The sequence below is a fragment of the Streptomyces sp. NPDC093984 genome (genome assembly GCF_044764595.1).
GTDB classification, from domain to species: Bacteria; Actinomycetota; Actinomycetes; order Streptomycetales; family Streptomycetaceae; genus Streptomyces; species Streptomyces cynarae.
Map to the genome: position 1 here is coordinate 472,782 of NZ_JBIWIM010000002.1, position 26,968 is coordinate 499,749.

Genomic DNA, 26,968 nt, shown 5'->3' on the forward strand with positions numbered 1-26,968 from the left:
ACTCATATGCCAGGCGCCATCCATGCCGAAGGCCTGGTGAAGACCTTCGGCGACGTAAGGGCTCTGGACGGCGTCGACCTCGACGTCCCCCAGGGCACCGTGCTCGGGCTCCTCGGGCCCAACGGCGCGGGCAAGACCACCACGGTCCGCTGCCTGACCACCCTGCTGCGCCCCGACAGCGGCAGGGCGCTCGTCGCGGGCATCGACGTGCTGAAGGACCCGGACGCGGTTCGCCGCTCGGTGGGCCTGTCCGGGCAGTTCGCCGCGGTCGACGAGTACCTGACCGGCCGGGAGAACCTCCAGATGGTGGGCCGGCTCTACCAGATGCGCGGCAAGGCGGCGAAGCAGCGGGCGGCCGAGCTGCTGGAGCAGTTCCACCTCACGGACGCCGCCGACCGCCCCACCAAGACGTACTCCGGCGGTATGCGCCGCCGGCTCGACCTCGCCGCCGCCCTGGTGGTCCGGCCGCCCGTGATGTTCATGGACGAGCCGACGACCGGCCTCGACCCCCGCAACCGCCAGCAGTTGTGGGAGGTCATCAAACAGCTCGTCTCCGACGGCACGACGCTGCTGCTGACCACCCAGTACCTCGAAGAGGCCGACCATCTGGCGCACGACATCGCCGTCGTCGACCACGGCCGCGTGATCGCCCGCGGCACCTCCGACCAGCTCAAGGCACGCACGGGCGGTGAGCGCGTCGAGGTGGTGGTGCACGAGCGCGAGCACATCGCCACCGCCGCCGAGGTGCTGAGCCGCTTCGGCAAGGCCGACACCACGGTCGAGGAGCACACCCGCAAGCTCACGGTCCCGGTCGTCGGCGGCGCCAAGCTGCTCGCCGAGATCATCCGCGAGCTGGACAGCCGCGGCATCGAGATGGACGACATCGGGCTGCGCCGCCCCACCCTCGACGACGTCTTCCTGTCCCTGACCGGCCACGCCGCCGAGGAGAAACCCGAGGAGAACGGCGCGGCCGAGGACCCCAAGACCCGCAAGCGCACCAAGGAGACCGCCAAGTGAGTGCCGGAACCGACGCCGTGCCCGTCGCGGCGCCCGCCAACCCCGTCGTCCGGTCCGTCCGCGACTCACTGGTCGTCGCCCAGCGGAATCTGATTCGCATGGGCCGGATTCCCGAGATGCTCATCTTCGGGCTGATCCAGCCGATCATGTTCGTGGTGCTGTTCACCTACGTGTTCGGCGGCTCGATCCAGGTCGGCTCGTCCAGCACCACCCAGGCCTACCGCGAGTTCCTGATGGCCGGCATCTTCGCCCAGACCGTCACGTTCGCGACGGCGGGCGCGGGGGCGGGCATCGCCGACGACATGCACAAGGGCCTCATCGACCGCTTCCGCTCCCTGCCGATGGCACGTGGCGCGGTGCTGACCGGCCGCACCATCGCCGACCTGGTGCAGACGGCGCTCACCCTCGTCGTCCTGGCGGTCGTCGCCCTGATCGTCGGTTGGCGGGCGCACGAGAACTTCGGCAAGGTGCTCGCCGGATTCGGCCTGCTCCTGCTGCTCGGATACGCGTTCTCGTGGATCGGCGCGCTGATCGGCCTGTCCGTGCGCACTCCTGAAGCGGCGACCTCGGGCGGCCTGATCTGGCTGTTCCCGCTGACCTTCATCTCGAACGCGTTCGTGGACGCGAACCAGATGCCGTCCTTCCTGAGGCACATCGCGGAGTGGAACCCGTTCAGCGCCACTGTGCAGGCGTGCCGCGAGCTGTTCGGCAACCTTCCCCCGGGCTTCCGGACGCCCGACGCCTGGCCCATGCAGCACCCCGTGTGGGCCTCGCTGATCTGGTCGGTGGTGATCCTCGTGATCTTCCGTACGCTCGCGGTCCGCAAGTACCGCTCGGCGACGGCATGACCCCACGGTGGCCTCCGGCGGCTCAGCCGGAGGCCACCGGCCCTTGTTCCCGGGCGTGACAACGCCCCCGGACACGACGAGGCCCCTGGGCGCGCCGAAGCGCCCAGGGGCCTCGAAGTGTCGGAAGAGCCGGGAGAAGGCTCAGCCCTGGCAGGGCTCGGCCTCAGCCCTGGTAGGGCTCGGCCTTGAGGATCCGCACCATGGCCTTCTTGCCGTTCGGCAGCTCGTACTCGGCGTCCTCGCCGACCTTCTTGCCGTTCACACCCGTGCCCAGCGGGGACTGCGGCGAGTAGGTCTCGATGTCGCCGCTCGCGTACTCGCGCGAGGCCAGCAGGAAGGTCACGGTGTCGTCCTCGTCACCGTCGAAGGCGATCGTGACGACCATGCCCGGTGCCACCACGCCCTCGGCCGCCGGAGCCTCGCCGACCTTGGCGTTCTCCAGGAGCTGGGTCAGCTGGCGCACACGGAGCTCCTGCTTGCCCTGCTCCTCCTTGGCCGCGTGGTACCCGCCGTTCTCACGCAGGTCGCCCTCCTCGCGCGCGGCCGCGATCTTGGCGGCGATCTCCGTGCGCGCAGGACCAGAAAGGTACTCCAGCTCGGCCTTGAGCTGGTTGTACGCCTCCTGGGTCAGCCAGGTGACGTTCTCGCTGGTCTGGGTCACAGGTGCTCCTCGTCGGTACTTGGAATACAAAGCATCGCCCTACCCAGAAGCATGTTCCTCCACGGGTGGGCGAAACCACGAGCCTAACAATTCACCGGCGAAAGGGGGAGGACATAAGCCATCAGAATTACGTCAACCCAGGTCAGAGGCTACGCGACACGAGTGACGTCAGTCGGCGTGACAGCCCAGCAGCTCCGCCGTCGTCCCCGGCGCGGTCGTGCGCAGCGTGACGACCTTGTCGATCTGTGTGGCGTGTCCGCCGAACCGGAAGTCCGCGCGGCCCACCTCGGTGCCGTCGGCCGCCTGGGACCGCAGGGTGCAGTAGCCGGTGGCGTCGGCGTCCTTGCGTACCTCCAGGTGGGCCTTGACCGTGTCCTGCGAGGCCTCGAACGTGATGACCTGGCCACTGATCTTGTTCTGGCCGACATAGTGGTAGGCGAACCAGCCGACGAGCACGAGCAGCGCCGCTCCCAGCACACTGCCGACGATCTTGAGCGTGCGGTCGGCGCGCTCGTCCGAGGAGCGCCCGTAGCGGTCCTCGGGCAGTCGCGTGCTCACCGTGGTCATGATCGTCCTCTCGGCCGGGGGCCGGGACGGATGTCCCGAAAAGGACGTCCGGAGACCGGGCCCGGAATTTTTCGCCCCCCGGTTCGGTCACTATAGAAGCCGCCCATCGCGCCGCATGACACCGGGCGCCGACTTGCCGACTGACCGAGGATCGAGTCTTGACTGACCAACTGCGACTGATGGCCGTGCACGCCCACCCCGACGACGAGTCGAGCAAGGGCGCGGCCACCATGGCGAAGTACGTGTCCGAGGGGGTGGACGTGCTCGTGGTGACCTGCACGGGCGGGGAGCGCGGCTCCATCCTCAACCCGAAGCTCCAGGGCGACAAGTACATCGAGGAGCACATCCACGAGGTACGCAAGAAGGAGATGGACGAGGCCCGCGAGATCCTCGGCGTCAAGCAGGAGTGGCTCGGCTTCGTCGACTCCGGACTGCCGGAGGGCGACCCGCTGCCCCCGCTGCCGGAGGGCTGCTTCGCCCTGGAGGACGTCGACAAGGCGGCCGGCGAGCTGGTGAGGAGGATCCGCTCCTTCCGTCCCCAGGTGATCACCACCTACGACGAGAACGGCGGCTACCCGCACCCCGACCACATCATGACGCACAAGATCTCGATGGTGGCGTTCGAGGGCGCGGCGGACACCGAGAAGTACCCGGAGGCGGAGTTCGGCCCTGCCTGGCAGCCGCTGAAGCTGTACTACAACCAGGGCTTCAACCGGCCCCGGACCGAAGCCCTGCACAAGGCGATGCTCGAGCGCGGGCTGGAGTCGCCCTACGGGGAGTGGCTGAAGCGGTGGGACGAGTTCAACCGCGCCGAGCGCACCCTGACCACCCACATCCCGTGCGCCGACTTCTTCGAGATCCGCGACAAGGCGCTGATCGCGCACCGCACGCAGATCGACCCCGACGGCGGCTGGTTCCGGGTCCCGCTGGAGCTGCAGAAGGAGGTCTGGCCGACGGAGGAGTACGAGCTGGCGAAGTCGCTCGTGGACACCTCGCTGCCTGAGGACGACCTCTTTGCAGGCGTCCGCCGGCCCTGAGGGACAATGCCTGACATGAGCGCAAGCGTGAGCCTGGCTGTGACGCACCTGGTGCCGCTGGCCGACGTCGACGAGAACAAGGTCACCCCCGGTGTCCTCGGCTTCATCGTCTTCGCGGTGATGGCACTGGCCGTGTGGGGACTGATGAAGTCCATGAACAAGCACATGGGGAAGGTGTCCTTCGAGGAGGACGCCGACGCCTCGAGCGAGGAAGCCGGGAAGAAGGGCTCGGGCCCGGCGACGGCCAAGGGCACGCCCAAGGCTCAGCAGGGCTGACGGCTCCCCGCTCGTCCCCGGCTCCCCCTCTCCCCGCCGGATGAGCTCGCGCTCCGCGGTGCCGTGAACGGTCCCGGCCGATTCGGCACCGCCGGGCGACACCGCCGTGGTGGCCGACGGGCGCCCGCACACGCGAGCACGTCCCCGTGGGCGCGCCCGGTCGGACCGCTGTTCTCCGCGGTGCCCGTCGCCGTGGGAGAGTGGAACGGTGAACCGACTGGCCCATGAGACGTCCCCGTATCTGCTCCAGCACGCCGACAACCCCGTCGACTGGTGGCCCTGGTCGGAGGAGGCCTTCGCCGAGGCCCGTGAACGGGACGTGCCGGTGCTCCTCAGCGTCGGTTACTCCAGTTGCCACTGGTGTCATGTCATGGCTCACGAGTCCTTCGAGGACGACGCGACAGCCGCGTACCTCAACGAGCACTTCGTCAGCATCAAGGTCGACCGCGAAGAACGCCCCGACGTCGACGCCGTCTACATGGAGGCCGTCCAGGCCGCGACCGGCCACGGCGGCTGGCCCATGACCGTCTTCCTCACCCCAGGCGCCGAGCCCTTCTACTTCGGCACCTACTTCCCGCCTGCCCCCCGCCACGGCATGCCCTCCTTCCGGCAGGTCCTCGAAGGAGTCCAGCAGGCCTGGGCCGATCGGCGGGACGAGGTGACCGAGGTCGCCGGGAAGATCGCACGGGACCTCGCCCAGCGCGAGATCAGCTACGGCGACACGCGGGCGCCCGGCGAGGAGGAGCTCGCCCAGGCGCTCCTCGGACTCACCCGTGAGTACGACGCGCAGCGGGGCGGCTTCGGCGGGGCGCCCAAGTTCCCGCCGTCCATGGTGATCGAGTTCCTGCTGCGCCACCACGCCCGCACCGGCTCCGAGGGCGCCCTGCAGATGGCGCAGGACACCTGTGAGCGCATGGCCCGAGGCGGCATCTACGACCAGCTCGGCGGCGGCTTCGCCCGCTACTCGGTCGATCGCGACTGGGTGGTGCCGCACTTCGAGAAGATGCTCTACGACAACGCCCTGCTGTGCCGGGTGTACGCGCACCTGTGGCGTGCCACCGGCTCCGACCTCGCCCGCCGGGTCGCCCTGGAGACGGCCGACTTCATGGTGCGGGAACTGCGCACCGCCGAGGGCGGGTTCGCCTCAGCGCTGGACGCCGACAGCGACGACGGCACGGGCCGGCACGTCGAGGGTGCGTACTACGTGTGGACCCCGGAGCAACTGAGGGAGGCCCTCGGCGCCGACGACGCCGAACTCGCCGCCAGGTACTTCGAGGTGACCGAGGAAGGCACCTTCGAGCACGGCTCCTCCGTACTGCAGCTTCCCCAGCAGGAAGGCGTGTTCGACGCCCAGCGGATCGAGTCGATCCGCCGCCGCCTCCTGGACAAGCGGGCCGAGCGCCCCGCCCCCGGCCGTGACGACAAGGTGGTCGCCGCCTGGAACGGCCTCGCGATCGCCGCGCTCGCCGAGACCGGCGCCTTCTTCGACCGCCCCGACCTCGTGGACGCCGCGCTCGGCGCCGCCGACCTGCTGGTACGGCTGCACCTGGACGAGCACGCCCGCTTGGCCCGTACGTCGAAGGACGGCCGGGTGGGTGCGAACGCGGGCGTGCTGGAGGACTACGCGGACGTCGCCGAGGGCTTCCTGGCGCTCGCCTCCGTCACCGGTGAGGGCGTGTGGCTGGAGTTCGCCGGGTTCCTGCTCGATCACGTGCTCACGCGGTTCACCGACGACAGCGGAACGCTCTACGACACGGCCGCGGACGCCGAGAAGCTCATCCGCCGCCCCCAGGACCCCACGGACAACGCCACCCCGTCGGGCTGGACCGCCGCCGCGGGTGCGCTGTTGTCGTACGCCGCCCAGACCGGTGCGGAACCCCACCGTGCCGCCGCCGAGCGGGCGTTGGGTGTCGTCAAGGCGCTCGGTCCGCGGGTGCCGCGCTTCATCGGGTGGGGGCTCGCGGTCGCCGAGGCGCTCCTCGACGGGCCGCGCGAGGTCGCGGTCGTCGGCCCGGCGCTCGACGACCCCGCCACCAGGGCCCTGCACCGCACGGCACTTCTGGGCACGGCACCCGGCGCGGTCGTGGCCATCGGCACCCCGGAGAGTGATGAACTGCCGCTCCTGGTTGACCGGATTCTGGTTGGTGATGAACCGACCGCGTACGTCTGCCGTAACTTCACGTGTGATGCCCCGACCACCGACCCGGAACGGCTCCGCACGGCGCTGAGCAGCTGAAACGCCTCATGGAACGATTGGTTCCAGATGGTCGGATTGAGCAGGTGTTCGGATAGATCCCCGTAAGGAGCTGACTGTTCCGAAACAAGCTATTTATCGGAAGAGCTCCCGGGCTTCACAGTTCCCTCCTAGTCTCTCCACAGTGGCGCGACAGAAGTAACGCACTGTCGCGACAGGGGGTTCGGGGATCTGGGGGGATCTATTTGCTGACGTCTGTCTTCATCGCCGTCGTCTCGCTGGCCTTGTTCTGGATGGCGGCCTTCACTCTGTGGTGGCAGATGCACGCGTGGCGCACGCCCGAGGTGCTCGCCTCCACCCGGTTCAGCAGTCCGGACGGCGCCGAGCATGTGTCGTTCTCGCTGCTGCTGCCCGCGAGACACGAGCAGGCCGTGCTGGACCACACGATCCAGCGGCTGCTCGAGTCGACCCACACCGACTTCGAGATCATCGTCATCGTGGGACACGACGACCCGGAGACCACCGAGGTCGCCCGCAGGGCCGCGGCCCGGGACGCACGGGTCCGCGTCGTCGTCGACCACCACGAGAAGAAGAACAAGCCGAAGGCCATGAACACGGCGCTGCCGCACTGCCGCGGCGCTGTCGTCGGGGTCTTCGACGCCGAGGACCAGGTCCACCCGGAGCTGCTCGCCCATGTCGACCACGCGTTCCGCACCACGGGCGCGGACGTCGTCCAGGGCGGGGTGCAGCTGATCAACTTCCACTCCAGCTGGTACAGCCTGCGCAACTGCCTGGAGTACTTCTTCTGGTTCCGCTCCCGGCTGCACCTGCACGCGCAGAAGGGGTTCATCCCGCTCGGCGGCAACACCGTCTTCGTCCGGACCGAGGTCCTCCGGGAGGCCGACGGCTGGGACCCCGACTGCCTCGCGGAGGACTGCGACCTGGGCGTCAGGCTCTCCAGCGTCGGCAAGAAGGTCGTCGTCGCCTACGACTCCGACATGGTGACCCGGGAGGAGACCCCCGGCTCGCTGATGTCGCTGCTCAAGCAGCGCACCCGCTGGAACCAGGGCTTCCTGCAGGTCTACCGCAAGAAGGACTGGAGGCAACTGCCCGGCTTCGGGCAGCGGCTGCTCGCCCGCTACACCCTGATGACGCCGTTCCTGCAGGCGTTCTCCGGCGTCATCATCCCGCTCAACGCCGCAGTCGCCCTCTTCCTGGACGTTCCGGTCGGCGTCGCCTTCCTCACCTTCCTGCCGCTCGTGACCGCCGCGGTCACCTTCGTCTTCGAGGTCGTCGGACTGCACGACTTCGGCAAGCAGTACGGGCTGCGCGTGCGCTTCGTCCACTACGTGAAGCTCATCGTGGGCGGCCCCTTCTACCAGGTGCTCCTCGCCGGCGCCGCGATCCGCGCCGTCTGGCGCGAGCAGCGTGGCCGCAACGACTGGGAGCTGACCAGCCACGTCGGCGCCCACCTGGCCACGGCCGGCGTGATCCGCGAGTCCCGAGAGGACCTTGCTGCGTGACCTCCACTCTTCCCGCGGCGACCGAGACGAAGGTCCCCGCGCAGGGCACACCTGTCCCCGAAACCGTCCCCGTCCCCCGTCAGGCGTTCCGCTTCCGCGGCTCTCGTCCCGATCTGATCCTGTGTGGCGTGCTCCTCGCGGCGATCCTGACGGTGCAGGGCTGGAACATCGCCGACTACCCGACCCTCAGCGACGACGAGGGCACCTACCTCGCCCAGGCATGGGCCGTGCAGAACGGCCACGGGCTCGCCCACTACACCTACTGGTACGACCACCCGCCGCTCGGCTGGGTCCAGATCGCCCTGCTCACCTGGATCCCCGCCCACCTCGACGCCGGCCTGATGACGGTCGGCTCGATGCGGGTCGCGATGCTGCTGGTCAGCGCGGTGAGCGCGGTCCTCGTCCACGTCCTCGCCCGCCGTCTGAAGCTGCCGATGTGGGCCTCCGGACTGGCCATGGTCCTCTTCGGGCTCTCCCCGCTGTCGGTGGTGCTCCAGCGGGAGATCTTCCTCGACAACATCGCGGTGATGTGGACGCTGCTCGCGTTCACCCTGGCCGCCTCCCCGAGCCGTCACCTCTGGCACCACTTCGGCGCGGGCCTCGCCGCCGCCGCGGGCGTCCTGACCAAGGAGACGATGCTCGTCGTCCTGCCCGCCGTCTTCCTCACCATGTGGCGCCACAGCCACCGCGACACCCGGAAGTTCGCGCTCACCGGCGCGATCACGGCGTGCGTGCTGATCGGGCTGTCGTACCCCCTCTTCGCCCTGCTCAAGGGCGAGTTGCTGCCGGGCGCCGGCCATGTCTCCCTGTGGGACGGCATCCGCTACCAGATGAGCCGGGCCGGCTCCGGATTCATCCTCGACCCCGGCTCCGGGTCCTATGGCGTCCTGCACTCCTGGCTCTACTACGACCGTGTCCTGCCGCTCGGCGGCCTCGCCGGGGCGCTGCTGATCCTGCTCACCTGTCGCTGGTCGGTCACCGCACGGACGCTCGCCGGGCCCGCGCTCGCCGTCGCCGTCCTCACCCTGGTCGCGATGCGGCCGAGCGGCTACCTGCCCGCGATGTACGTCATCCAGGCGCTGCCGTTCCTCGCCCTGGTCCTGGCGGGCGCCGCCGCGAGCGTCGTCCACCTGGTGCTGCACCGGTGGCGCGGCGGGACCGAGAAGCCGTACCTCACCTGGGCGCGGTACGCCGTGGCGGCGCTGCTCGTGGCCGCCGCCGGGGCGTACGTCGTGCCCCGCTGGTACGACGGGGACCGCACCGCCGTCACCGCCGACGCCAACGCCCCCTACCGGGCCGCCTCGCACTGGCTCGGCACCCAGGTGAGCGACCCGGAGGACACCCGGGTCCTCGTCGACGACGCCCTCTGGCTCGACCTGGTGCACGCCGGGTACCGGCCCGGGCTCGGCGCCATCTGGTTCTACAAGGCCGACCTCGACCCGGCGGTGACCAGGACGATGCCGCGCGGCTGGCGCGACCTCGACTACGTGGTCGCCTCCCCGACGGTGCGGCGCGACTCGGTGAACCTGCCGGGCGTCAGGGCCGCTCTCCGGCACTCCACGCCGGTCGCCGCCTTCGGCACCGGGCCGGACCGGATCGAGATCCGCCGGATCGACCAGTCGGCGGGGGGCGGCCGATGAGCCAGGAATCCACCGTCCCCGGCGAACTCGGCGATCCGGCCGTACGGGCCGGCGAGCCACCCGAGCCGGGCGCCGTCACCATCGTCGTCCCGACCTTCAACGAGTCGGGGAACATCCGCGAACTGCTGCACCGGATCACCGAGTCGGTGCCGTCCCGCCTGCCCTGCGAGGTCCTCTTCGTCGACGACTCCACCGACGACACCCCGGACGTGATCGTCCGCGCGGCGCAGGACTGCCCGTTCCCGGTCACCCTGCTGCACCGGGAGGAGCCGGTCGGCGGGCTCGGCGGGGCCGTCGTCGAGGGACTGAAGGCGGCCGGCTCCGACTGGATCGTCGTCATGGACGGCGACCTCCAGCACCCGCCCTCCCTCGTCCCGGAGCTGATCGGCACCGGAGAGCGCACGAACGCCGGGCTCGTGGTCGCCTCCCGCTACATCAAGGGCGGCAGCCGCGCCGGCCTCGCGGGCGGCTACCGGATCGCCGTCTCCCGCGGCGCGACCTGGCTGGCCAAGACGCTGTTCCCGCGCAGGCTGCGCGGTATCAGCGACCCGATGAGCGGCTTCTTCGCGATCCGCCGCAGCGCGGTCACCGCGGAGATCCTCCAGCCGCTCGGCTACAAGATCCTCCTGGAACTCGCCGTGCGCAGCAGGCCGCGTGAGGTCACCGAGGTGCCGTTCGTCTTCCAGGAGCGGTTCGCGGGCCGGTCCAAGTCGACCGCGCAGGAGGGCTTCCGCTTCCTGCGTCACCTGGTGGGGCTGCGCACCGCCTCCCCGCTCGCACGCATGGTCGCCTTCGGGCTGATCGGCGCGTCCGGTTTCGTACCGAACCTGCTCGGCCTGTGGGCGCTGACCAGGCTCGGAGTGCACTACCTGCCGGCGGAGATCCTCGCCAACCAGCTCGGCGTCGCCTGGAACTTCCTGCTCATCGAGCACCTGCTGTTCCGCGAGCGGCGCCGGCACCGCCGCTGGTGGGACCGGGTGGGGCGGTTCGCGCTCCTCGCCAACGCGGACCTGGTGCTGCGCATCCCGCTGATCGCGACTCTGGTCGGCACGTTCGGCGTGGGCGTCCTGCCCGCGACCGCGCTCGCGCTGGTCATGACCTTCGTCCTGCGCTTCGTGGGGACCGAGGCGCTGGTCTACCTCCCGCGCCGCTCCCGCACCCCCGGGAGCGGGAGCCGCACATCAAGGAGAGCCGCATGAGAATCGTCCGCAGACTCCGCATATCCCGCAGACGCAGAACCGCCCTGCTCGCCGTGACCGGCCTGACCGCGGGCCTGCTCCTGACCTCGCCGCAGCCCGCGTCCGCCGCCAACCTGGTCAAGAACCCCGGTTTCGAGACCGCCGGAACCGACGGGATGCCGTACTGCTGGGAGAAGTCCGGCTGGGGCGACAACGACTTCGCCTTCACCACCACCAGCGACGCCCACACCGGCGGCAAGGCCATGAAGGTCGAGCTGACGCGCCGCGTGAGCGGTGACCGCAAGGCGCTCATCACCGAGTCGGCGAGCTGCGCGCCGGTGGTCACGCCGGGCAAGCAGTACGACCTGTCGCTCTGGTACAAGTCGACGACCCCGGACACCTCGCTCACCCTCTTCCGGCACGACAAGACGGCGGGCTGGCAGTACTGGACCGACCTCAAGACGCTCGACATGAGCGCCGCCTGGGCCCAGACGAGCGTGCGCACCCCGGCGGTCCCGGACGGCACCGACCTGATCACCTGGGGTGTGTCGGTGTACGGCACCGGGTCCGTCACCACCGACGACTACACGATGGAGCAGGTCGCCGACCCGCTGCCGCCGGCGCAGTGCACGGGCACGACGGACCAGTGCGCGAACGGCGGCTGGCAGGTCCTGCCCACCCAGAACCCGGTCCGCTCCATGCACTCCGTCGTGCTCAACAACGGCAAGGTGCTGCTGATCGCCGGTTCCGGCAACAGCGAGGAGAACTTCGCGGCGGGCTCGTTCACCAGCGCCGTCTACGACCCGTCGAACGGCTCGTACAAGGTGATCCCCACTCCGAAGGACATGTTCTGCGCCGGGCACGTCCAGCTCCAGGACGGGCGGGTGCTGGTGCTCAGCGGCAACAAGGCGTACCCCGTGCCGGGCGGGCACGGCTACGAGGGGTTCAAGGACTCCTACATCTTCGACCCGAAGACGCAGACGTACTCCAAGATGAACGACCTCAACGACGGCCACTGGTACCCGTCGGCGACCGAGCTCGGCAACGGTGACGTGATCTCCTTCGGCGGGCTGCGCGAGGACTCCACGGGCTCGGTGACCACCGAGTACTGGTCGGACAAGGACCAGCAGTGGCTGCCGCTGTGGAAGGTCAACCAGACCTGGTCGTACTGGGGCCTGTACCCGTCGATGATCCTGATGCAGGACGGCCGGCTCTTCTACTCGGGCAGCCACGTCTTCGGCAACAACATCCCGGGCACCGGCTCGGCGATCTACGACTACAACGCCAACACGGTCACCCAGATCCCCGGCCTGCAGAACAAGGACCAGCGGGACCAGTCGGCGAGCGTGCTGCTGCCCCCGGCGCAGGACCAGAAGGTCCTCACCATCGGCGGCGGCAACATCGACTCCAACCCGGACGCGAACCGCCTGACGGACATCATCGACCTCAAGCAGCCCAGCCCGGCCTACGTCGCCGGGCCGCCGCTGCCGCAGGGCACGGTCGACCTCGGAGCCGGCAAGGTCGCCGAGACCGGCAACCAGGGCAAGATGTACGTCTCGGCGGTCCTGATGCCCGACGGCAAGGTGCTGGAGACGGGCGGCGGCCTGCACAACCGCGCCGACCCGGTCCACGAGGCGTCGATCTTCGACCCGAACACCTCCACCTTCGACCCGGTGGCCGCCGACCCCCAGTCCCGCGGCTACCACTCCTCCGCGTTCCTGTTGCCGGACGGCCGCATCATGGCGACCGGCGACAACCCGGGCAACGGCACGTGGAACCACAACGTGTCGATCTACTCCCCGCCGTACCTGTTCAAGGGCACCCGCCCGACGATCACCTCGGTGATCACGAACGAGTGGACGTACGGCACCACGCAGCGCATCACGGTCGACCGGCCCATCGCCAAGGCGGAGCTGATCCGTCCGGCGGCGGTCACCCACTCCTCGGACCCCAACCAGCGGTTCGTGGACCTGCCGCTGTCGGTGAACGGCGACAACGTCGACCTGAACGTGACGAGCAACCCCAACCTGGCGCCGCCCGGCTGGTACATGCTCTTCGCGGTCGACGCGAACGGTGTCCCGTCCATGGCCCAGTGGATCCACCTGCGGGGCCCGGCCGCCCTGAGCGCGGACACCGCCACCGCCCACGTCCACTCCTTCGCCGACTCTCTGGAGGGCACGACGACGGGCGCCGGCACCAAGCGCACCTCGCAGAAGGTCAGCCCGGCCATCTCCGGCTGCGACCGCCACTACGGCTCGGTCAACGTCTGCGTACCGACGGTCTTCCCGCCCCAGGTGAAGAAGACGACGGCCGCCCACTGCGCCTGGCTGAAGGCGAACGACTACGGCCGCCTGAAGGTCAACGGCAAGGACGACCCGCTGGGCCTCGACCCGAACCGGGACGGGGTGGCGTGCTCCCGGGGTGACACGAAGAGGCGTTAGCCCGGGCTGGACCCCTGCGCGAGGGCGCGCTCCACGATCGCCTCCAGCTGGTCGTGGTGCGCGCCCTTCCAGTACGCGCGGCCGCAGTCGAGGCAGCGGGCGAAGACGTCGTACGTCCGTCGCGTGCCGTGGTGGAGCTGGTCGGCGACCTCGTCCTTGGTGGCGTCGCGGAGCAGGCCGTTGCAGGCCGTACAGCGCGTCCAGGGCCGCAGCTCGGGCGCGAACCGGTCGAGCACGTCGCGGAGTTGCTCCTCGGGCCGGGTGCTGTAGACGAACGCGCCCGCCCACAGCTCGCGGCGGCGCAGCAGCCCCCGGTCACGGCTGAGCATCACCCGGCGCTCGGCGGCGGACCGGGCCGCGAGCGCCGCGTCCCCGATGTCCGTGGACTCGTACGCCGTGTCCACGCCGAGCAGCCGCAGCCGGCGGGCCAGGGTGCCGAGGTGGACGTCGAGGAGGAAGCGGAGCGGGGCACCCGGCACCCGCTGGGGCCGCTCGACGGGACGCACCTCGATGGTCTCCCCGGCAGCCGGCACATGGGACGCGGCCACGGCGTGGCCGTCCACGACGAGCGCCCCGACCTCGGTCAGCGGCACACCGAGCGACTCGACGACATGACCGAGCGTGGACGCCCCGTCGGTGACGACCTGCGTGGGGCGCCCCCGCCGCGCATGCGGAACGAAGAGCCCCAGCTCGGGGGCGAACTCGATGTGGATCTCGGGTCCGTTCACCTGGTCAGGATGGCACGCGGGCGGCTCAGGAGCCTTCGGGTTTCCGCTCGAGTCCGTGTTCCATGACGTCCAGCGCCCGGTCCATCAGGTCGCGGAGTCCGCCCTCGAAGCCGTTCTCCGCCCAGTACATGGAGACCTCCATCATGCCGCCGATGAGCGCCATGGCGCAGACGCGCACCTCAAGGCTCTCCGGGTCGCGGCCGGTGCGCTCCGCGAGGGCCTGGCGGAGCAGGCGCCCGGTCTCCGACATGCTCTCGAAGTACCGGGAGCGGACGGCGGGGACCTGGACCCCGAGGTGCGCCCGCAGCCGGAGCACCTCGGGATCCTCCTGCTCGCTCAGGTCGAGGGCCTTGCCCATCACGTACCGGATGGAGTCCATCCACGGCTCGTCCTCGGGCCGCGCGCGCAACTCCTCCAGCATCAGGGGGTCGTACTCGTCCGTGAGGACGATGTCCTCCTTGGTCGGGAAGTAACGGAAGACGGTGGACGGCGACACCTCGGCCCGGTCGGCGATCTGCTCGATCGTCGTGGCGTCGTACCCCTGCTCTTTGATCAGCGCGTACGTCGCGGTGCGGATCGCTTCACGGGTCTTGATCTTCTTCCTCTCCCGCAGTCCGAGTCGGGGGCGGTCGGCGGGGGAGTAGGGGGAACGTGCGGCCGTCATGCGGGTCATTGTCCGGCATCGGCCTGGGAGGTGACCATCTCGGAGACCTCTCGTGGCTCGTTCCGCGCGGCGGCCGCGCCCGGCAGGAACACCGCGGCCAGCAAGGCCGAGGCGAGGGCCGCGAGGCCGCACACCAGCAGGACCAGACCCATGCCGTGGACGTACGCACTGTTCGCGGAGGCCGCGAGGTGGGCCGAGCCCGCCTGCTGGGCCACGATGTGCGCGGCGACGACCGAGTCTCCGGCGGTGTGCGCCGCCTGTCCGGGCAGCCCGGTCACGTCGAGCCGGTCCCGGAAGGCGCCCGCCAGCAGGCTGCCGAGGAGGGCGATGCCGATGGCGCCGCCGACCTGGCGCAGCGTCATCAGCAGTCCGGAGCCGCTGCCGGCCCGGTCCTTGGGCAGGGTGGCCAGCGCCCCGTCCATGGCCGGGACCACCGAGAAGCCGAAGCCGACGCCCACGAGGGACAGCCACAGCGCGGTGAAGCCGTACCCGGAGTCCACCGTCGTACGGCTGCCGAGGAACGCCGCGAAGGCGAGCGCCACCAGGCCGGCGCTGACCACGGCCCGTGCGCCGAACCGGGCGACGACCGGCTGCGCCCCCCGCGCGGCGATCATCAGGCCGCCCATCATCGGCAGCAGACGCAGTCCGGTACCGAAGGCGTCGTGGCCGAGCACGGCCTGGAGGTAGGGCGGTAGCACGAACATCAGGCCGGACAGCACGAACATCACCAGGGTCGCGGCGATCGTGTTGAGCAGGAAGCCCCGCTGTGTGAGCAGCGTCATGTCGAGCATGGGCCGGATCGCCCGGCGCTCCCGCAGGACGAGGCCGGTCAGCAGTACGGTGCCGACGGCGAACAGGGCGAGGACGAGTGGGTCGCCCCAGCCCCGCCCGGGCGCCTCGATGATGGCGTAGATGAACGCGCCGAGCCCGCTCGCGGTGAGCGCGGTGGAGACGGCGTCCACCCTTGGAGCAGCCGGGTCGCTGGTCTCGGGCAGCAGGAGGAGGCAGGCCGCGACGCCGATGCCGACCATCGGCACGTTGATCAGGAAGATCGAGCCCCACCAGAAGTGGTTCAGCAGCCAGCCGCCGATGATCGGGCCGAGCGGCATGCCGAGCGCCGATGCGGCCGATATGACGCCGACGGCCTTGGTGCGCTCTTCGGGCGTGAACAGTGAGGGCAGCACGGACAGGGCGAGCGGCATGATCAATGCCCCTCCGACGCCCATGACGGCACGGGCGACGATCACCCCGGTCACGCCCCCGGCCAGGGCGCCCACCAGGGAGCCCGCCAGGAAGAGGCCGAGTCCGGTGATCAGCATGCGCCGCCGCCCGAAACGGTCGCCGAGCAGGCCGGCTGGGAGCATCAGCGCCGCGAAGACCACGACGTACGCGTCCGCCATCCACTGCTGCTGACCGGTGGTGGCCCCCAGTGCCCGCGCCATCGTGGGCAGCGCCACGTTGAGGATCGTCATGTCGAATCCGAGCACCAGCATGCTCGCGACCAGGGCCCCGAGGGCCCACCAACGGCGTCGATCGCGCCGCACCGCTTCGTCGTGCGTGACAGTGACCATGAAATGAGAGTAACTGTCAAAATCAAGTTCCAGTCAAGAGAGAGTTTCTCCGAGCAGCAAAAATGGCCACGGCGGACAAGCCGTGGCCATGGCGGAGGGGCCGAGACTGACGGTCATCCCCGTCACCGATCGGCTCCAGGACGCCCTATGCCGCGCCCGCAGCCCGGCGGCCTTCCCCGTTTCCCGGCGAGGGTGCGGCGTTTCCGGCCGGAGCCGGGCCATTTGCCGACAGCACCGGGTCCGTTCAGGCGGTACCGGGCCGTTCGCCTGCCAGGGTCCGAGCGGCGAACGTGCCGTAATTCACGTCCCACACCCAGACTCCGCCGACCAGGGTGCCGTCCCGGCCCAGGAGCTGTTTCAGGGTGTCGTACAGAGGCGCAGCGTTGAACCCTGGCGCGAGCACGACGACACCCGCCTTCCAGTACGTAAGGTCCTCCTCGGCTTCGGCCTTCTGCTGCGGGCCGATCTCCGGAACCCTCCCGCTCGCGTACACGGTCCCGAGCAGCCTGTAGGTGGGGCGGGGTTCAGGGTTGTAATTACCGATGCGTTCGGGGCCGTTGGGCGCCATGAAGTAACCGCCCGGCATGGTGAAGGCCATACGGGTCGCGGACTGCCAGTGCTGCGACTCGGTGGTGTACGAGTGGGCGAGCGGTACGGGGACGAGGGTCTGGCCTTCGCCGACGTACTGGCGCCATGTCCCGTGGGCAATGAAGTCGGGCACGGGCGGCCGGGCGTTCGTGGGGTACGGGGTGGGCACGATCGGCAGCAGAGCCGCGGCGACGGCAGCGAGCCCCCACATCTTCAGCCGGAGATCGGATGTGGCCGCGAGGCGGTCCACCGCCAGCGCCACGAGCACGCCCAGCACGGGTGCACAGACCATGCCGAACCGGCTCTCGATCACCGACCCGAACAGGGGCAGGTCGAGAATCAGCCGCCACGGTCCGGGCAGGACGACGTCGGTGCCGGGGATCTCGATGCGCGGCCCCATGGAGAGCACTGCCCCACCGGTCGCGGTGCACACCAATGCCTTGACCAGCGGCCGCCGCCACAGACGGACGGCGATCGCGAGCGCGAGCGCGGCGAGGGGCCAGCCGTAGAAGGCGTTCTGTTCGAGGCGGTTCACGGCGAACCGGTCTGCGATCGCCTGGTCGCCGGCCAGCGATCGTCCGGAGAACTGCAGGAAGGAGAGCGGGCTGTTGACGACGAGGCCATAGCCGTGCGGCACGTCCGTGTAGCTGCCCGGTCCGAAGAACTGGAAGTACAAGGGCCCTGCGACCAGCGGCAGGGACACGGCGAGCGCGATCGGGAGACCCCTCCGGAGGGGCTTCACGGCGTCCCGCGCGCGGCCGCGGTCCGCGAGGGCGTACGCGGCGGCGAACAGCAGCATCCCCACCGCGGCGATCAGCAGCACCTCCTCGCCGATGAAGATCTGGTAGGCCGTGAACAGGCCGAGCAGCACTCCGTCCCGTACGACCCGGTCACCCCGGAACAGACAGAGCGCCCGATCGATGATCAGCGGGATCATGAAGAGTGCCGTGAAGTTGGGGTGCGCGTTGCCGTGGCTGATCATCGGTGGAGCGAAGGCGGCGAGTGCCGCACCGACCGCGGCCGCTGGACGGCTGCGCACCGCCCACCGGCGCAGCACCCAGTACCACGCGATGCCCGTCGCCGCGAGGCCGCACGTCAGCAAGAGCGCGTAGGTCACGTGCGGCCCGAACGCCAGCGTGATCGGTGTGAGCGGCACGGTCAGGCCGAGCATGACGGTGTTGGCCATCAGGTTCACTCCGTCGGGGAACCCCTGGACGGTGGTGAAGAACGGGTTGTGGAGATGCGCGACGTTCTGGGCGGTGATCGCGATGAACCACTCGGCCTGGTTCTGGTCTCCTCCCGAGTCGGTCAGGTACTGGTGGGCCAGGTCGCCCCAGAGGTTCACGTAGAGGAGTTGGGCGGCGAGCAGGAAGAACGCGGCGACGGTGATGTCGAAGGGCCGGACGGCACGGGTGATCGGCCCGGCGATGCTTCGGAGTCGGCCCGGTGGTCGTTGCCCGGGAGTGGCGGGTTCGGCGGTCACCCCCGAGGTCTGATCCGGCTGTTGTTCGACGGTGGTCATCTGTGCCCGCCTCCGAGTCGGTCCGCCCTGCTATGAATGTGTTCGTCCCCTACGTCCGGCGTCGGACACCCTAGAGGGCGACCCGCGCCGGACGGGCGAACCGCGCCGTGTCGGTTACACAGTGTGTGCAGCAGTAGCCGCACCGTGTCCGACGCTGCACCGGCTCTTAGGGTGACGGGATGCTCAGCGTGGTGGACGGGCGCACGAGGCGGGTCTGCAAGGCAGCGGAGGCGGGGAAGCGGGCGCTTAAGGAGGACCGCCAGGGCTGCCGCACGTGCCGTTCGAGACCGAGTCGGGCTCCAAAAGCGGCAATGACTCTCACACGACGGACGCTGTCAAGTGGTAGCGACTCCCGCAGGGTAGGGCTACGCGTGCTGGTACGCCACCAGCGAGATGCACACGTAGTGCACGACGAACGCGGCGAGGGTGAAGGAGTGGAAGACCTCGTGGAATCCGAACCACCGCGGTGACGGGTTCGGCCGCTTGATGCCGTAGATCACGCCGCCCGCGCTGTAGAGCAGCCCGCCGACGACGATGAGCACCAGCACCGCGATCCCGCCCGCCTGCATGAAGTCGGGGAGGAAGAAGACGGCCGCCCATCCCATCGCGATGTAGCACGGCGTGTAGAGCCAGCGCGGGGCGCCGACCCAGAAGACCCGGAAGACTATGCCGGCCGCCGCCGCGGCCCAGATCCCCCACAGCAGCCACTCCCCTTTCGCGCCCGGCAGGAGCAGCACGGTCAGTGGCGTGTAGGTGCCCGCGATGATCAGGAAGATGTTCGCGTGGTCGAGCCGGCGCAGCACCCCGTCCATGCGCGGGCTCCAGTTGCCGCGGTGGTAGAGCGCGCTCACGCCGAAGAGCAGACAGGCCGTCAGCGCGTAGACAGCGCAGGCGATACGGCCTCTCGCGGAGTCCGCGAGGGCCGTGAGGACGAGGCCCGCGACGAGTACGGCCGGGAACATCCCCAGGTGCAGCCAGCCGCGGAGCTTCGGCTTTACCGGGTGGGGCAAGGAGAGCGCTACGGGACCGCGGCCTGCTGCCGGCGAGTCCGTGGGCGCGTCGGGGACGGACGCAGTCATGCGCCGCATGGTACCTACGGAACCGTAAGTTGTGGATCAGAGTGCGACCGATATCACCCCGCCCGTCCGGTCTGTGGGGGTACGGCCGCCGCGCAAAAAAACCTTCTGTCGAACTCTACGTGCACGCAAAGAAACGCGGCGACGTGTGGCGATCCCCACTCCGCTCAGGTGTGACGTCCTCTGGACAGATGCGCAATCTCGTCGGATGATCAAATGAGTGCGGTCGGCACCGGATGAGCGGCTACGAAGCATCCGGGTCGCAGCCCCCACGGGGCAATCAACACAAAATCCCTCATCTAGGAGCGATCGTGGCGCGCGACATCGCGGCTCCCTCAACCGTCCCCACCCAGCACAAGGACCTGATCTCGTGGGTCAACGAGATCGCCGAACTGACGCAGCCGGACAGCGTGGTCTGGTGTGACGGATCCGAGGCCGAATACGAGCGCTTGTGCGATGAGCTCGTCCGCAAGGGCACCTTCAAGAAGCTCGACCCGATCAAGCGCCCGAACTCGTACTACGCCGCCTCCGACCCGACGGATGTGGCCCGGGTCGAGGACCGGACGTTCATCTGCTCCGAGAAGGAGGAGGACGCGGGTCCGACGAACCACTGGAAGGCGCCCGCGGAGATGCGGGAGATCTTCCAGGGCGAGAAGGGCCTGTTCCGCGGCTCCATGCGCGGCCGGACGATGTACGTCGTGCCCTTCTGCATGGGCCCGGTCGGCTCGCCGCTCTCCGCGATAGGCGTGGAGATCACGGACTCCGCGTACGTCGCGGTCTCCATGCGCACCATGACGCGCATGGGCCAGACGGTCCTCGACGAGCTCGGCTCCGAGGGCTTCTTCGTCAAGGCCGTCCACTCGCTGGGCGCCCCGCTGGAGCCCGGCCAGGAGGACGTGCCCTGGCCCTGCAACTCGACCAAGTACATCTCGCACTTCCCGGAGGCCCGGGAGATCTGGTCGTACGGCTCCGGCTACGGCGGCAACGCGCTGCTGGGCAAGAAGTGCTACGCGCTCCGTATCGCCTCGGTCATGGCGCGTGACGAGGGCTGGCTGGCCGAGCACATGCTGATCCTCAAGCTCACGCCCCCGCAGGGCGAGTCCAAGTACGTCGCCGCCGCCTTCCCGAGCGCCTGCGGCAAGACGAACCTCGCCATGCTGGAGCCGACGATCTCCGGCTGGACGGTCGAGACGATCGGCGACGACATCGCGTGGATGCGGTTCGGCGAGGACGGCAGGCTCTACGCGATCAACCCCGAGGCCGGCTTCTTCGGCGTCGCGCCCGGCACCGGTGAGCACACCAACGCCAACGCGATGAAGACGCTGTGGGGCAACGCGGTCTTCACCAACGTCGCCCTCACCGACGACAACGACATCTGGTGGGAGGGCATGACCGAGGAGTCGCCCGCCCACCTGACCGACTGGAAGGGCAACGACTGGACTCCGGAGTCGGAGACCCCCGCAGCCCACCCCAACGCCCGCTTCACGGTCCCGGCCTCGCAGTGCCCGATCATCGCGCCCGAGTGGGAGGACCCGAAGGGCGTGCCGATCTCGGCGATCCTGTTCGGCGGCCGGCGCGCCACGGCGGTCCCGCTGGTGACGGAGTCCTTCGACTGGAACCACGGCGTGTTCCTCGGCGCGAACGTCGCCTCCGAGAAGACCGCCGCGGCCGAGGGCAAGGTCGGCGAGCTGCGCCGCGACCCCTTCGCCATGCTCCCCTTCTGCGGCTACAACATGGGCGACTACATGGCCCACTGGATCGAGGTCGCCAAGGACAAGGACCAGTCCAAGCTGCCGAAGATCTACTACGTCAACTGGTTCCGCAAGAACGACGAGGGCAAGTTCGTCTGGCCGGGCTTCGGCGAGAACAGCCGCGTCCTGAAGTGGATCGTGGAGCGCCTGGAGGGCAAGGCCGAGGGCGTCGAGACCCCGATCGGCATCCTGCCGGCCAAGGGTGCCCTGGACACCAACGGCCTCGAACTCTCCGAGTCCGACCTCGACTTCCTCCTGACGGTCGACAAGGAGGTGTGGCGCGAGGAGGCCGCCCTGGTCCCCGAGCACCTCAACACCTTCGGCGACCACACCCCGAAGGAGCTGTGGGACGAGTACCGCGCCCTGGTACAGCGCCTGGGCTGACGCCCCATCCGAACTCCGCGGCCGGTCGGACTTGCCCTGACCTGCGACGTCGTCAAGACCGGCCGCGGTGACGGCACCGTGTCTCAACAGGGCCGGGGCCCGGTCTCGTACAACGGCGTACGGGGCGGGCCCCGGCCTCATGCACGGTCCCGGGCCGACTCCGACGGGCAGTTGGCAGGCTGTCATTGCTATGGGGCACCGAATTCGAAGATCGCGAATCCGGCGAACCAGCCGGAGGCGAGAGCGGAAGTTCCGAGGACGATCGCCAAGGCAGGCCGGCTCAGTCTGCTCAGGGCAATGGCGAACGGGATGAACAACGGGAAGGCGGGCAGCACAAAGCGCGAGACGTTGGAGAAGAGCTGCTGGCTGCCGACGAGGAGAGCGACGGTGGCCAGGGTGTGGACCATCAGCACCGCGGGTGGGCGCAACCGCACCAGCAGGACGAGCAGGATCGGCAGCGCCAGGATGATCAGTGCGGCCAGGAGGTCCGGGACGGGGGCGGCGAACATATAGTCGCTGCGCCCGAGCAGGATGCTGCGCATCGTGGTGACGGTGAACCGGCCCCCGTCGAAGAAGTGCAGCCAGGCCCCGCGCTGGAGCTTGAAGTAGCCAGCCCAGTCGCCCATCCGCCAGCCGACCCAGCCCACGTACCCCAACAGCCCGAGCGGCGCCAGCGTCATTGCGATCAGAGGGCGTGCGGCTTCGTCCCGATGCCGGAAAAGCGCGACGAGCGCTGCCAGGGTCACCGCTGCGATCAAGGTCGCCGAGGTCGGCCGGCTGAGCCCTGCCATCAGGGCGAGTACTCCGGCAGTGATCCATCGCCCAGTCATGACGGCGTAACAGGACCACGCAGTGAGCGCGACGAAGGTGGACTCCGCGTAGAGCGCCCACTCCGCGCCCGATCCGGGAATGACCGCCCAGAGACCGGCCGCGATCACACCGGCTCGGACCCCCGCGAGCCGCTCCGCCACGGCGAAGACACCGGCCGCGGCGAATAGTGAAGCAACCACCGAGACCAGCATCCCGGCACCGTACAGGCCGAGGCCGGTGATTTCGGAGACCAGGCGCATCAGGCCCGGGTAGAGCGGGAAGAACGCGGACGAGTTCTGCTGGACTGTGTACCAAGGGGAATTGACCACCGGCGCCAGCTGTGGGTCGTACCCGAACTGTGCGACTTGTTGGTACCACCAGCCGTCGAAGGAACCGGGTACGTCCCAGGGGTGGGCGCCGCCGCCCAGGCGCGGAGACTTCGTGAGGTGGTAGCCGGAGTAGTCGAGCAGCCACATGAAGACCGCGAAGCCGACCAGCTTCAACACCGCGTAGCATCCGACAGCCGGCCCATAGCGCCGGACCAGCCTGCGCGATCGCTCTCGCAGGGGGACCGGGCCGGCTGGAAGCCTGCCGTCGCGCTGTGCGGGCTGGGCAGGGATAACGGTCGGCATCGCGCTCATCGGTTGGACTCATTCCGCCGTCGTGGACGATCGTTCGCGAACCTATACACCGGTGCAGGTCAGGGGGACGCAGACACGCCATGCCGGGCTGTGGCAGGCCACTGAACACCTACAACCGCACGGGCCACGATCAGCGCGCGGCTCGCACCTGCGGCGTGTCCGGCAGGGTCCGGCGCGCCAGGGCGATGACGCCGCTACAGCGCGAGCCTGGTGAAGCAGGCGCCTCATCCCTGAAGTTCATGCCGCGCAGCACCCACGTCCTGGCCCGCCGAACACTTCCGCCTCCTGTCGCAAGGTGCCCTCGATGCCCAAGGCAGCGCCTGGCGGGCCCGCCGGGCGGACTGCGCCTTCGCGGTGGCCGGTCCTGCTCGGGTACCGGACGCAACTGCGGGAATCAGCACGGACATTCGGTCCCGCTTCACGGCCTGGACGTCAGGTGGTCGACACCACTACGAGGTGCGCTCCAACAGAGCCACTGCCAGACCGCTGGGACGCTCGACACCGGACAGTCTGTAGTGGGCGCGCAGAGCCGCTGACTGGTACGCGGGCAGCCCGTTCAGGGGATCCGTCTGGTCCCCCCTCACCACCAGCCAGATCCGCTCCTCGCCCCGCAGGCATCGCGCCGGCTGCGGGCACTCGGTCGCCGCCAGGTCGTCGCGGTCGGTGGGCGATTCCGCGAGGAAGACGTCGCGCAGCTTCAGATCGCGAGGAAGGTAGTAGCGGACGCCCAGCGCGATGGCTTCCTCTTCCATCCGGGGGTACACGACCGCGTCACCGGGCACGTAGTACTTCTGAATGGTCTGTGCGGCAGCCGCGAAGTCGGGGCCGCCCGACCAGTAGTGCGCGAGCGGCTCGCGCATTGATTCCTGTTCCTGTGCCGTGAGCAGAGCAAGGGCCGCGAAGACCGACGCGAGTGTCAGCCGGGATCGCGCCGCGGCGGCGAGCCCGGCCCCGGCGAGAACCGCGAACGCCGGCAGGGTGAACAGCATGTACCGGAAGTAGAAGTACGAGATCTCCCCGTGGGAGAGCGCCCAGATGAGGAACACGGGTGCCACGGCGGACACGGCGCAGAAGACGACGGCGCCGCGGCGCTCGCGGTACGCAATCATGGCCAGCAGGATCATCGTGCCCGCGCATGGGCCGGTATAGAACAGCTGCGGCCAGATGTCGATCAGGCTCCAGGCCGTCGGCTTGGCGATCCAGTAGATCTGCCGGACGGTCTGTGCCCTGCCCAACAACACCACCGGGATCAACGAGGCGAGACCGGCCAGGACCGCGAAGCCGAAGCCCCACCACGCTCGACGCTCGCGCCGAGCCCGTAGGGCCACAAGAACCAGATGCCCGATCAGGCACGTCAGTGCCAACAGGTGGAACAGTCCCACAGCCGTCAAGCCGAGGGCGTAACCCGCCCATCGCCACGGGTTGCCCGGGCGCTCCAGGGCCCGCAGCAGCAGCAGCGCGGCCAGGGCCACGGCCAGCATCACCAGGCCGTAGGGACGGGCCTCATGAGCGAATCGGCTTACCCCGGGGACAAGGGCGAACAACAGGCCGCCTGCCACTCCGGCGCGGCGGCCGAACAGCCGCTGTCCGATCAGTGCCACACAGGCGGCAGCGCCGGCCACGGCCAATGCGGACGGCATCCGAAGAGCCGTGGCCGAGTCCCCGAAGAGGATGCTCCAGCCGTGCAGGATCAGGTAGTACGCGCCAATCACCCCGTCCACGTGCTGGATTGTGGCCAGCACCTGGCCGATGCTGCGGCCAGACATGTCCCAGCTGGTCAACTCGTCGCGCCCGAGGACGGGTTCGCCGATGCGGTACGTGGCCACGGCCAGGGTGACCATCGAAGGCCACAGCCACAGGCCGACGGATGACATCCACCGGTCGTGCTCTGTTTCCGGGGCAGGAGCAGCGCACGTGTCCTGGGCGGCGGTAGGGGAGAGTAGTGCCATGCCCCACCCGTAGTGGCACGGCGGAGCAGGACGTAGCCACGACCCGCCCGTTACGGCCGGCTTCCCCCGTTCGGCCCCGGCTGCGTTCGCCGTCGCGGACAACAGGCGTACGAGCCTCCGGAACCTGCTGCCGTGGGGTTCCGGAGGAACCGTGCGGAGCACCACCGGTGGTTCAGCTCTTCTCCTTGCGCACGAGCAGGGTGACGGTCATCCCCGTCACGGATGTGCTCATGGTCGCCCGGTACCGGGTCCGCAAAGCGCTCGCCTGGTCCGTGCTGATGGCGTTGAAGGGATCCTGGCCGACGCCCTGGGTCAGCAGCCAGATGCGCTGCGCGCCTCTGAGGCACAGGTCCGGGACAGGGCACTGGACCGCGTACAGATCGTTGATGGCCGTGGGGGTCCTGGCCAGGAACACGTCGCGCATCTTCAGGTCGCGGGGCAGGTAGTACTGGACCCCGCTGTCCAGCTTCCAGGTGTCCTGGCGGTCGTAGACGACGGCGTCGCCGGGTTGGTGATACCTCGTGACCATGTCTGCCGCAGCGGCGTAGTCCAGGGGGACGGGAGCGTTGTGCTCGAACGGCTCCCTCATGCGTTTCTGGTCGGGCAGGGTGAGGACGGCGAGCGCCGCGAGGAGCGCTGCGGTCGCCTTCCGGGAGTGAAAGGTCGCGGCGAGGCCGGCGCCGGCCAGGAGTGCCCAGGCCGGGAGGCTGAAGAGGATGTACACGTGACGGAAGTAGGAGACGTCTCCGTGGGAGGCCAGCCAGACGAGGACGGCCGGTAGAGCGGCCCAGGCGGCGCACAGGAGCGCGGGAGCCTTGCGGGGCGGGCGGGCCAGGCATGCGAGAGCCATCAGCGCTCCGCAGCACACAGCGGATGCGAAGACGTCAGGCCAGATGGAGGAGAGCGCCCAGACATCGGGCTTCGGGACCCAGTACAGCTGGCGGTGGGCCTGGGAACGGCCGAGCAGGGCGAGCGGGGCGACGCAGACGGCAACCGCCAGGAGGGTCAGGGCGGACTTCCACCACACGGAGCGGTCGTCTCGTGCGCGCGCCGCGATCACGCAGGCGTGGGCGAGTACGACGGACAGCGCGATGAGGTGGAGAAGTCCGACGCCCGTCAGCGTGAGCGCGTAGGCGGCCCAACGCCACGGACTGCGGGGGTTGTCCAGAGCCCGGAGGACGAGGAGTGTCGCGAGGGCAACCATGAGAATCACCAGCGCATAACTGCGCGCCTCCTGTCCGTAGCGGGTCACCGCCGGGACCAAGGCGAAGAGGATTCCGGCGAGAATTCCGGCGCGGCGCCCGAAGAACCGGTCGCCGATCAGACTCGTGACGGAGGCGGCTCCGGCCATCGCGCAGACCGAGGGAAGCCGCAGGGAAATAACGGAATCACCGAAGAGACTCACCCACATGTGCATCAGCAGGTAATAGGTGCCGTGCACCGCGTCGACGTTCTGGAGAGTGGCGAGGATCTGGCCGGTGTCGCGGTTCACCACGTCCCAGGTGACCAGTTCGTCGCGGCTCAGCAGAGGGGCGGCGAGGCCATGGCTGCTCAGGCCGAGGGTGAGGACGCACGGCCACCACCACGGCCCCGTTCTGAGTCTTGCGGGTCGGACCGCTTCGGTGCTCCGGACTTCCTCGCGTGGCTGGGGAAGCGGCGTGGCGATTACCATGTGGATCTCCCACGGTCTGTTGCAGGAACTGCCCCGTTATATATAGGGCGGGGCAGCCGCAACGGCGGATGGGCCGAGCGATCACCTGAATGGAAGTCACGCGCGGTAATATCGCCTACAGAGGTGTCCGTGACTCGGTGACGTGGCAGACTGATCGTCTTATCGGGGAAGAGCGAGCGTCGCAGGGTGACCCCACGCCCTCGCAGCAGGCGTCGCGTGGGTGGTTACGA

20 protein-coding genes are annotated in these 26,968 nt (G+C 69.4%); 10 read left to right on the forward strand and 10 right to left on the reverse strand.

What is annotated here, in order from left to right; all coding sequences use genetic code 11:
* Positions 1 to 6: 6 nt before the first annotated feature.
* On the forward strand, positions 7 to 1,017 hold the full coding sequence (locus ACIRC0_RS09990) for an ATP-binding cassette domain-containing protein (protein ID WP_403613710.1): 1,011 nt from the start codon (positions 7 to 9) through the stop codon (positions 1,015 to 1,017).
* On the forward strand, positions 1,014 to 1,865 hold the full coding sequence (locus ACIRC0_RS09995) for an ABC transporter permease (protein WP_403613713.1): 852 nt from the start codon (positions 1,014 to 1,016) through the stop codon (positions 1,863 to 1,865). Before ACIRC0_RS09990 ends, ACIRC0_RS09995 begins: the two co-directional genes overlap by 4 nt.
* A 163-nt stretch (positions 1,866 to 2,028) precedes the next feature.
* Here the strand turns inward: ACIRC0_RS09995 and greA are convergent, their stop codons facing one another.
* Together greA and ACIRC0_RS10005 are read right to left on the reverse strand one after the other, a co-directional pair.
* Entirely contained in the window at positions 2,029 to 2,526 is a 498-nt protein-coding gene (greA, locus tag ACIRC0_RS10000; protein ID WP_200419021.1) for a transcription elongation factor GreA, read from the reverse strand.
* 168 nt (positions 2,527 to 2,694) lie between these two features.
* Positions 2,695 to 3,093 carry a DUF4307 domain-containing protein gene (locus tag ACIRC0_RS10005; RefSeq protein WP_403613715.1) on the reverse strand — a complete coding sequence of 133 codons (399 nt, stop codon included), beginning with the start codon at positions 3,091 to 3,093 and terminating at the stop codon, positions 2,695 to 2,697.
* Between the two features lie 158 nt (positions 3,094 to 3,251).
* On the opposite strand from ACIRC0_RS10005, the gene mca reads away from it, so the two are divergent.
* The 7 genes from mca to ACIRC0_RS10040 all read left to right on the forward strand — a co-directional run bounded on the left by mca (position 3,252) and on the right by ACIRC0_RS10040 (position 13,382).
* A complete protein-coding gene (mca, locus tag ACIRC0_RS10010) occupies positions 3,252 to 4,130 on the forward strand; it encodes a mycothiol conjugate amidase Mca (RefSeq protein WP_403613718.1) in 879 nt (292 codons plus the stop codon).
* Positions 4,131 to 4,136: 6 nt separating this feature from the next.
* A complete protein-coding gene (locus ACIRC0_RS10015; RefSeq protein WP_403613720.1) occupies positions 4,137 to 4,406 on the forward strand; it encodes a hypothetical protein in 270 nt (89 codons plus the stop codon).
* Between the two features lie 208 nt (positions 4,407 to 4,614).
* A complete protein-coding gene (locus tag ACIRC0_RS10020) occupies positions 4,615 to 6,642 on the forward strand; it encodes a thioredoxin domain-containing protein (RefSeq protein WP_403613723.1) in 2,028 nt (675 codons plus the stop codon).
* Positions 6,643 to 6,845: 203 nt separating this feature from the next.
* Positions 6,846 to 8,123, forward strand: a complete 1,278-nt coding sequence (locus tag ACIRC0_RS10025; RefSeq protein WP_403613726.1) for a glycosyltransferase — start codon at positions 6,846 to 6,848, stop codon at positions 8,121 to 8,123.
* Positions 8,120 to 9,763 (forward strand): ArnT family glycosyltransferase, encoded by a 1,644-nt coding sequence (locus tag ACIRC0_RS10030; RefSeq protein ID WP_403613728.1) that lies wholly within the window; start codon positions 8,120 to 8,122, stop codon positions 9,761 to 9,763. The genes ACIRC0_RS10025 and ACIRC0_RS10030 overlap by 4 nt, the downstream gene beginning before the upstream one ends.
* Entirely contained in the window at positions 9,760 to 10,962 is a 1,203-nt protein-coding gene (locus tag ACIRC0_RS10035; RefSeq protein WP_403613730.1) for a glycosyltransferase, read from the forward strand. Before ACIRC0_RS10030 ends, ACIRC0_RS10035 begins: the two co-directional genes overlap by 4 nt.
* Complete coding sequence (locus ACIRC0_RS10040; RefSeq protein ID WP_403613732.1) at positions 10,959 to 13,382, forward strand: galactose oxidase-like domain-containing protein; 2,424 nt, start codon at positions 10,959 to 10,961, stop codon at positions 13,380 to 13,382. Before ACIRC0_RS10035 ends, ACIRC0_RS10040 begins: the two co-directional genes overlap by 4 nt.
* Here ACIRC0_RS10040 and ACIRC0_RS10045 read toward each other — a convergent pair.
* The 5 genes from ACIRC0_RS10045 to ACIRC0_RS10065 form a co-directional block, all read right to left on the reverse strand.
* Positions 13,379 to 14,110 (reverse strand): Mut7-C RNAse domain-containing protein, encoded by a 732-nt coding sequence (locus ACIRC0_RS10045; RefSeq protein ID WP_403613734.1) that lies wholly within the window; start codon positions 14,108 to 14,110, stop codon positions 13,379 to 13,381. The two genes, ACIRC0_RS10040 and ACIRC0_RS10045, sit on opposite strands and share 4 nt — an antisense overlap.
* Positions 14,111 to 14,135: 25 nt before the next feature.
* Positions 14,136 to 14,783 (reverse strand): TetR/AcrR family transcriptional regulator, encoded by a 648-nt coding sequence (locus tag ACIRC0_RS10050; protein ID WP_403613736.1) that lies wholly within the window; start codon positions 14,781 to 14,783, stop codon positions 14,136 to 14,138.
* On the reverse strand, positions 14,780 to 16,345 hold the full coding sequence (locus ACIRC0_RS10055; protein ID WP_403613739.1) for an MFS transporter: 1,566 nt from the start codon (positions 16,343 to 16,345) through the stop codon (positions 14,780 to 14,782). Before ACIRC0_RS10055 ends, ACIRC0_RS10050 begins: the two co-directional genes overlap by 4 nt.
* Before the next feature lie 244 nt (positions 16,346 to 16,589).
* Positions 16,590 to 18,455, reverse strand: a complete 1,866-nt coding sequence (locus ACIRC0_RS10060) for a glycosyltransferase family 2 protein (protein ID WP_403613741.1) — start codon at positions 18,453 to 18,455, stop codon at positions 16,590 to 16,592.
* 365 nt (positions 18,456 to 18,820) lie between these two features.
* On the reverse strand, positions 18,821 to 19,534 hold the full coding sequence (locus tag ACIRC0_RS10065) for a hemolysin III family protein (RefSeq protein WP_403613744.1): 714 nt from the start codon (positions 19,532 to 19,534) through the stop codon (positions 18,821 to 18,823).
* Between the two features lie 308 nt (positions 19,535 to 19,842).
* Between ACIRC0_RS10065 and ACIRC0_RS10070 the strand changes: the two genes are divergently transcribed.
* A complete protein-coding gene (locus tag ACIRC0_RS10070) occupies positions 19,843 to 21,666 on the forward strand; it encodes a phosphoenolpyruvate carboxykinase (GTP) (RefSeq protein ID WP_403613746.1) in 1,824 nt (607 codons plus the stop codon).
* 188 nt (positions 21,667 to 21,854) lie between these two features.
* Here the strand turns inward: ACIRC0_RS10070 and ACIRC0_RS10075 are convergent, their stop codons facing one another.
* The 3 genes from ACIRC0_RS10075 to ACIRC0_RS10085 all read right to left on the reverse strand — a co-directional run bounded on the left by ACIRC0_RS10075 (position 21,855) and on the right by ACIRC0_RS10085 (position 26,738).
* Positions 21,855 to 23,117, reverse strand: coding sequence for a hypothetical protein (locus tag ACIRC0_RS10075; RefSeq protein ID WP_403613749.1), 1,263 nt, complete (start codon positions 23,115 to 23,117; stop codon positions 21,855 to 21,857).
* A 449-nt stretch (positions 23,118 to 23,566) separates the two neighbouring features.
* Positions 23,567 to 24,991 (reverse strand): glycosyltransferase family 39 protein, encoded by a 1,425-nt coding sequence (locus ACIRC0_RS10080; protein WP_403613751.1) that lies wholly within the window; start codon positions 24,989 to 24,991, stop codon positions 23,567 to 23,569.
* A gap of 247 nt (positions 24,992 to 25,238) precedes the next feature.
* Positions 25,239 to 26,738 (reverse strand): glycosyltransferase family 39 protein, encoded by a 1,500-nt coding sequence (locus ACIRC0_RS10085; RefSeq protein WP_403613753.1) that lies wholly within the window; start codon positions 26,736 to 26,738, stop codon positions 25,239 to 25,241.
* Between the last annotated feature and the right edge of the window lie 230 nt (positions 26,739 to 26,968).

Coding starts and splice junctions, on each gene's coding strand:
- ACIRC0_RS09990 (WP_403613710.1), top strand. CDS start 7: ATGCCAGGCGCCATCCATGCCGAAGGCCTGGTGAAGACCTTCGGCGAC.
- ACIRC0_RS10005 (WP_403613715.1), bottom strand. CDS start 3,093: ATGACCACGGTGAGCACGCGACTGCCCGAGGACCGCTACGGGCGCTCC.
- ACIRC0_RS10015 (WP_403613720.1), top strand. CDS start 4,137: ATGCCTGACATGAGCGCAAGCGTGAGCCTGGCTGTGACGCACCTGGTG.
- ACIRC0_RS10035 (WP_403613730.1), top strand. CDS start 9,760: ATGAGCCAGGAATCCACCGTCCCCGGCGAACTCGGCGATCCGGCCGTA.
- ACIRC0_RS10040 (WP_403613732.1), top strand. CDS start 10,959: ATGAGAATCGTCCGCAGACTCCGCATATCCCGCAGACGCAGAACCGCC.
- ACIRC0_RS10050 (WP_403613736.1), bottom strand. CDS start 14,783: ATGACCCGCATGACGGCCGCACGTTCCCCCTACTCCCCCGCCGACCGC.
- ACIRC0_RS10055 (WP_403613739.1), bottom strand. CDS start 16,345: ATGGTCACTGTCACGCACGACGAAGCGGTGCGGCGCGATCGACGCCGT.
- ACIRC0_RS10060 (WP_403613741.1), bottom strand. CDS start 18,455: ATGACCACCGTCGAACAACAGCCGGATCAGACCTCGGGGGTGACCGCC.
- ACIRC0_RS10065 (WP_403613744.1), bottom strand. CDS start 19,534: ATGACTGCGTCCGTCCCCGACGCGCCCACGGACTCGCCGGCAGCAGGC.
- ACIRC0_RS10075 (WP_403613749.1), bottom strand. CDS start 23,117: ATGAGCGCGATGCCGACCGTTATCCCTGCCCAGCCCGCACAGCGCGAC.
- ACIRC0_RS10080 (WP_403613751.1), bottom strand. CDS start 24,991: ATGTCATCCGTCGGCCTGTGGCTGTGGCCTTCGATGGTCACCCTGGCC.
- ACIRC0_RS10085 (WP_403613753.1), bottom strand. CDS start 26,738: ATGGTAATCGCCACGCCGCTTCCCCAGCCACGCGAGGAAGTCCGGAGC.